The organism is Methanococcoides sp., assembly GCF_030594565.1.
Classification (GTDB): Archaea; Halobacteriota; Methanosarcinia; order Methanosarcinales; family Methanosarcinaceae; genus Methanococcoides; species Methanococcoides seepicolus.
Genome location: NZ_JAUVEY010000110.1, coordinates 1 through 7,284 on the forward strand (window position 1 = coordinate 1; position 7,284 = coordinate 7,284).

A 7,284-nucleotide genomic window follows, 5' to 3' on the forward strand; every position below is an offset into this window, starting at 1 on the left:
AAGAACAGAAGAAACTAGATCGGACGAAATAATGGATGCCGGTCTGAAGCCTGATGTTAAGAAGGATCCTGATGCTTTAAATGGTGCGGAAGAGAGTTTTTCAGAAATTTACAGTTTGAATGTAAAGGAAGTAGCTCACGAAAATCGGAATGAGACTTTTCCACACCCCTCCTCCAACCATGAAGAGCCAAAAATATTCAAACCTATATCAGGTATGGATATTGAAAAAGAATACCTTGATGCTGTTATACTGAGACCACGCGGTAGAAAGAACTCGTATCCGTTGGATATCCCGGAAACTTCCGATGATAAAGAAATAGAAGATGAATTCGGAATACTTCTGCCAAGGTCCGATAAATTTGCTAATCCTAATCTTTCTGCCCATGATCCTACAGAAGAATGGGTGCCTGATGTGGTTGAATATGATAATATTGACCCGAACGCATCACTTCCAGATGAGAAAATTTCACTCACATCGGTGAATTCGGAGGCAAATGTTTCTGATGTCAAAGATGAGAGCTTTTATATGGATGCAAACTCGAATAAAGCTCCTGAAATTAAGGATAATGTACCGGGTAGTTCCTCCAAGATCATTCCATCGAACACTTTGATCGATGAAAACGCTGAAAAGCAGTCCAACGAAATGCATGATGAACAACTTGCTGAAGGGACTGACGAAGCACTTGTTGAACAGTCTGTAGATACCAAATCAGAACGTGTTTCTGCTGATAATATCGGATTTATTCAGAAGATCAAAAATCTTTTCTCTCGTGAATATGAAGTGATCGAGGCATATGACCCCGAAATACATGGGATGCTTTCCTATTTTGATGGCATTGAGAACTATGAAGAAGTTAATCGTTACTGGGTCAATGAACCTTATGTTTTCATTGTTATCCTTTACAACGAAGATAGTAATAACCATATCTATTATGCTGTTGAGCCTTCAATGTCTGATTTTGAGACCGTGTTCCTGGCCGAGGTGCAGGATAGGCTGCGGAATATACTTCTTGTAGAAAAGATCGATGAGGATGATGACAAAGAAGAGGTCATTGAGAGAGAGATAAGGGATATAATCAAGGATTATGCTATAGGTATAACTCCTGCTATGCTCGAAAAGATCTTCTATTACACCAGACGTGATTTCATAAATTTTGGTAAGATCGATCCTTTGATGAACGATGATTCACTTGAGGATATTTCGGGTAATGGTCACGACAAACCTATATTCCTGTATCATAAAAATTACCAGAACATTGCTACAAACATTGTTTTTGATGAAGAGGAATTGAACTCTTTTATAATACAGCTTGCACAGAGGAGCGGCAAACACATCTCTGTTGCTGATCCGATGGTGGATGCTACCATGCCGGACGGCTCAAGGATACAAATGACGCTGGGTAAGAGTGTTACTACCCACGGCAGCACTTTCACTATACGAAAGTTCAATGAAGTTCCAATAACCCCTGTGGACCTTCTTAAATGGGGAACTTTCTCAACGGAATCTATGGCATATCTCTGGCTATGTATAGAGAACAATAAGAGTCTTATATATGCAGGTGGTACGGCATCAGGAAAGACGTCATCACTGAATGCGGTCTCTCTTTTCATTCCTGAAAAAGCGAAGATAATCTCCCTTGAAGATACTAGGGAATTGAAGTTACCACATCCGAACTGGATACCGGGTGTAACAAGGGATTCGTTCACATCGGATGAGAGAGGGGCAGTGGACATGTACGATCTTCTGAAGGCTGCACTCCGTCAGCGGCCAGAATATCTTCTTGTGGGTGAAGTTCGAGGTAAGGAAGCACTTACTCTTTTCCAGGCCATGTCCACAGGCCATACTACATTTTCTACAATGCATGCGGATTCAGTTCCATCTGCAATTCACAGGCTGGAAAATCCGCCTATCAGTGTTCCGCGTAACATGATACAGGCCCTTGATATCATGTGCATTCAGGCACAGACCTACTCTAACGGCAAACGTGTCAGAAGAAATCTGAAACTTGTGGAGATAGTAGATATCGATCCTAACACGCATAATATCAGGACGAATGATGTGTTTGTATGGGATTCGAACACCGATAGTTTCCACAGGACAGGTGAATCAAAAGCCCTCATGGATATACGTATTCACAGGGGTTGGAATGCTACGGATGTCAATAAGGAACTAAAGAACCGCCAGCGTATTCTTGAATATATGATGGATAAAGATATCAATAATTTCAAACAGATATCGAACATAATCAATACATATCAATCCAATCCGGGAAAAATTATGAAGGAATTGGACCTGCTCTGATCCTTAGGGGTGTTAAAGTGACAGAAAACAACTCTTTGGAAAAAAAGGATGAGCATGTTGAAGCCCTGGTTTCTTCCACCGTTGAGAAGACATCGTTACTTGTAAAGCTAAAAAGCAAGTTCTCTGACAGTACTGACAATACGAGCTATTCCAAAGAGAAGGCTACTACATATTTTAATATCCTCAAAAAAATGCCTTTTGCATTGCTTGGTGATTATGTCCAGGAGAGGAAAGATAAGTATGAGAACCTTCAGTTACAGCTTTTCCAGGCCCGAATCCCCCTCTCTTATGATGTTTATGTCTCGAATGCAATATTCTATTCGTTACTAAGTTGCGTGTTCGGCCTGATAATAGGTATTTTGATTGCGTATATCTCTATCTATGTGGTCGGATTGCCGGAATCCATGACAAAACTGGAGTTCTCTTATTCAAATGCATGGATATTGCAATTCAGGGGCATATTCGTAGGTTTTCTGATGACGGTCTTCTTTGCTGCTTCTCTTGGCGGTGGGGTATATGGGATGTTCATGCTTTATCCCAGGTTTCAGGCTGGTGAAAGGAAGGGTAATATTGACAGACAGCTTCCGTACGCAGTCACTTTCATGTATGCACTTAGCAAAGGTGGCATGAACATAATAGAGGTTTTCAGGTTGCTTTCCCGCTCAGGCAGTACTTATGGGGAAGTTTCGAACGAGGTCAATGCCATTATCCGCGAAATGGATTATTTTGGACATGATATGAAGACCGCGATCTCGAACATAAGTGAGAGATCCCCTTCTGATAGATTCAATGAATTAATGGACAATCTTATTACAATTATCGATAGTGGTGGCAGCATTCCTCGCTATTTTCAGGATAAAGCCGAACAGTATCTTCTAAAAACATCTATCGACGAGAAAGGCTTTTTGGAGACCCTTGGATTGCTTGCGGAGTCGTATGTGACCGCATTCGTTGCTGGTCCTTTATTTATTATAATCATGGGCGTCATGATGGCGGTCATGGGTTCCGGTTCAGAGGTCATGGTCTATGCTATCATATATGCCGTTTTACCTATAGGCTCTCTTATGTTCGTGGTCATGATCAGTATCATAACTCCGAGCGAAATGGGTGAACCTGAACTCTTGCCTACCCGAACCATACTTGACCACGGGATTCCTGATCTTCCTTCATATCTGGAACCGATCTATGATGAAGCAGGAGAACTTGTAAATGAAACTGAAGAAAATACACGGAATCGGGCATATTATCTGAACTTTGCGAAAGCCAAAAAATCACTTTCTGTCAGGAAATTCGTGAAAAATCCTTTCGATATGGTAATGAGCAATCCGTTATATTCTCTTGTTGTTACAATTCCTGTGGCAATTCTTGTTCTTGTCATACCCTATTGGTCCAATCTTGATAGTCTCGGGACAACAGCACAAAAGGTTGGATTCATTGATGACTATATCGTGCTCACACTGTTCATTGTTATGATACCAATGGCCCTTTTCCATGAGATAAGGTCCCGTAAGAAAAAGCATCTTGAAAGGAATTTCCCCGATTTTTTGAAGAAGCTCGCAAGTACCAATGAAACCGGGATGACACTTCGGGATTCTATCAAGCTGATGACAAATTCAAAATCCGGGCATCTTGGAAATGAGATCAGGATGATCTGGGCAGATATCTCATGGGGGATGAATGTCAATGATTCTCTTATAAGATTTGCCAACAGGCTTCGGACACAGGTAATTGCACGGTCATTAACGCTTATCACAAAAGCCAATGAATCAAGTGGTGATGTTGGCGAAGTGCTTCTGGTAGCGGCTCACGATGCGGCTTCCGAACAGTCAATGAAACGTGAACGTGCCATGAACATGATGATCTATATTGTGATAATCTATATTTCCTTCATGGTATTCGTAGGTGTTATCTATATTATTTCTACGACATTTCTGGCGGAGATGGCAGCTGCTGGGGAAAAAATGGCAGAATCCGGTGGTGCCGGAGGTTTTCTGGGCAATTTCGACCTTGATGCATATATACGTCTTTTCATGCATGCTTCTCTTATTCAGGGTCTAAGCTCAGGACTTATGGCAGGTACTATGGGAGAAGGTAGTGTAATGTCCGGGCTTAAACATTCAATTATCATGATGGGAATCGGCTACCTTATATTTACTGTGTTCGTATGAGTACTATACTCTAGGATAATGGTAATCATATCAGGGAAGATCTCAATGAAAATACTGGGAATTGATGAAGCAGGAAAAGGTCCGGTCATCGGGCCGATGTGCATAGGCGGTGTGAGGATCGATGAGGACAGAAGCAATGCTCTGAAGAATCTGGGAGTTGCAGATTCCAAGAAGCTTTCCCCGAAAAGAAGGGTGCAGCTTGCCGCCCAGATAAAGAAATATGCGGATGGGTGGTTCGTTTATGAGGTATCTCCGAATCAGATCGATGAGCTTCGAAAACTGATGAGCATGAACGATATCATGGTACTTGCTTTTGGTTCGGTCATCGAGGAGCTTCCTTCTGACAAGATATATGCAGATGCAGCAGATGTGAAGGAGGAACGTTTTGGAAAGCGTCTTCTTGACAATCATATGGAAAAGCATCCGGACATATCTGCTCCGGAAGTGATCTCTAAACATGGGGCAGACGACCTATATCCAGTTGTTTCAGCGGCATCTATATTGGCAAAGGTCAGGCGTGATGAACTTATCGAGCAGATAAAGGTAGATCTGGGTGTGGATATAGGCAGTGGTTACCCATCAGATCCCAAGACCAAGAAGTTCCTTGAGGAATGGTATCGTGAGAATGGCTCTTTTCCCGACATTGTCAGGCATTCATGGAAAACGGCACAGAAGTTCATTCAATAATGAATTGAAGATGGCTAGTGTCTAATTAAATTAATGAATAAAGGGCTCTGTAGAAATCCTCTGAACGAATTTGAATTATACCTGGAGGTTTACTTAAAATCCATTATTAAGGATTTATGCAGAGTTGTTGATTTTTAAATTTAATAATTAATTCTTAATCGATTTGCTCGATAACTCTTAACTTTGTTTCATAACACACATATATCAAAAGAAATAATTATAAATTATATTTGAATTTTTATTAGTTGTTGATGTTGAGAACGGGGAAGTGGAATGAAAACTAAAAATATTGTGGAGAGTATGGGATGAAAAAGATAGCCACAATAATAGGAATTGCAGTTTTATGTGCAAGTATAATATTTGTATTGAATTTCCCTTCAGAAGACACATTAAAGCCAGAAGAGTCCAAGATAACTCAAAATAACACATCATATATAGGGTTCCGTGACGAATTAGCTTCAACAAAAGAATTAATTACAGTTCCGATTGGAGGATTCCATACAAATTTCATTCGCCTAAAGCCTGGAGAGATATAGGATACCAATTATGCGTTTTATTCCAGAAGTGGTGGACCTGGGGAAGTCAGTTATGAGATATATCGAGTAAAAAAGGTGCATGAAACAGAAGAAATAGGGATGTCAGATGGTCTAAATGTCAGTATAGAACCTTCCAAATATATCGCACAACCTCATAATAACTATACTTCAAAAATTATAATCAATACAACTCCAGAACTCACCTTCCGTGGTGCTGGAACTGAATACACTTTATATCTGCAAGCGAATTTTGAAGGTGAAAGTAGAACCAGAGGTAATGATTGGATAAGAGTTTTAGTGGAAGGTGAAGAGACGGTACCAGGGGCGTCAGGATTTTATCAGCCACATGGAACTCTTCATAAAGACTCTATAACATTAGAATCAGGGGAAATTGGGGAAACCTACCATATTTACCATACAGGAGGGGTGGGAATAAGAGAGATTTCCTACAATGTCTACAGAATAACAGGTAAAAGGAATGTATTGCCAATGCCTGATGAAGAAAAATTACCAATGCCAACAGGTTTAAGCGTCAATATAGAACCTTCCAAGTTTATAGCCAAAAATTTTGCAGATTACATATCCCATATTACTGTAAAGACAAGTCCAGACTTGCCTTCAGGTGAATATATTCTGAATATAGAGATACTATCTAATGGAAGAATAACAGAAGATGTATCACTCATAGTTAATGTAAGTGAGAATGTAATATGAAAATTATGACTCTGTGGAGATACTACTAACTAGCTAATTTTTAGGCTTTGTAGAAATCCTCAACCAAACTAAACACACAATCTTGACATACTTGTCAAGGTTGTGTATCAATACTTTTAATTTCACTTCCTTTGCTTGATTTCTATACTTCCTTGCACAGAGACTCTCTCCATATTTTCTTTTCAATACTGAAAACATCGTTTCAACAAGATTACGTCGATGATAGATCTCTTCGTAAAATTCATACCTCATTTTCCTCCGATATCTCCCCTAATCCTTTTTCTTTCACGTTGTCGAAGAGGGATCATTGCCTTTGCTTCAAGTTTTTCTCTGGTCAATTCATGGATCTTTTCAGAATCATACTCCTTATCCATGACATAATAGCTCGACCTTCTGTTGCGATGACATTGCAATAGCAATGTCTCCGCATGTTTTGCATCATGAACAGGTTTACCAGATATCTTGTATCCAGTTATGATGAACTTAGCAACATCAACTGAAATACTAGCTTTGACAAAACTCCGTCTCCTATTTCCTGTTCTCCATTAATAGTAGTAACTACAATGACCACTTGTAAATCCACTGGAATCAATGGCAGTAACAGTAATTGTTTCACCCCATGAATAAAACAATCTCAAAAGTTTCTGAAAAATCTGGTTTAATAGTATAGAATTTAGACGGGGTACGAATTTGTGAAGTGTGTTCCAGATTGAAAATCTGGAACTCCCATTAAATCTATGATTTAATGGTATAGTAAAGTGAGGAACTTTGTTAATTTCGAGTTTAGATTGAATAGGCTTCATCAATTCTACGATATCGACAATATCTCTGTAATCCTTGTTTAAATATTCTTTAAACAAAACCAGTATTAAGAGCT

5 protein-coding genes and 1 pseudogene are annotated in these 7,284 nt (G+C 39.7%); 5 read left to right on the forward strand and 1 reads right to left on the reverse strand.

The features are described from left to right. Positions 1-643 precede the first annotated feature (643 nt). From QAS77_RS09045 to QAS77_RS09065, 5 genes are all read left to right on the forward strand, one after another. On the forward strand, positions 644-2,302 hold the full coding sequence (locus QAS77_RS09045) for a type II/IV secretion system ATPase subunit (protein WP_442920368.1): 1,659 nt from the start codon (positions 644-646) through the stop codon (positions 2,300-2,302). Between the two features lie 17 nt (positions 2,303-2,319). Continuing rightward, positions 2,320-4,470 (forward strand): type II secretion system F family protein, encoded by a 2,151-nt coding sequence (locus QAS77_RS09050; protein ID WP_305065062.1) that lies wholly within the window; start codon positions 2,320-2,322, stop codon positions 4,468-4,470. A 45-nt stretch (positions 4,471-4,515) separates the two neighbouring features. Next, positions 4,516-5,157: a ribonuclease HII gene (rnhB, locus tag QAS77_RS09055; RefSeq protein WP_305065064.1), complete on the forward strand. Its 642-nt coding sequence runs from the start codon at positions 4,516-4,518 to the stop codon at positions 5,155-5,157. Positions 5,158-5,462: 305 nt separating this feature from the next. Beyond that, the gene (locus QAS77_RS09060; RefSeq protein WP_305065065.1) at positions 5,463-5,693 is read left to right on the forward strand and encodes a hypothetical protein; all 231 of its coding nucleotides are present in this window, start codon (positions 5,463-5,465) and stop codon (positions 5,691-5,693) included. Positions 5,694-5,792: 99 nt separating this feature from the next. Beyond that, positions 5,793-6,407 carry a hypothetical protein gene (locus QAS77_RS09065; protein WP_305065067.1) on the forward strand — a complete coding sequence of 205 codons (615 nt, stop codon included), beginning with the start codon at positions 5,793-5,795 and terminating at the stop codon, positions 6,405-6,407. Between the two features lie 33 nt (positions 6,408-6,440). Here the strand turns inward: QAS77_RS09065 and QAS77_RS09070 are convergent. Beyond that, a pseudogene (locus tag QAS77_RS09070) lies at positions 6,441-7,284 on the reverse strand (IS5 family transposase); the annotation flags it as partial.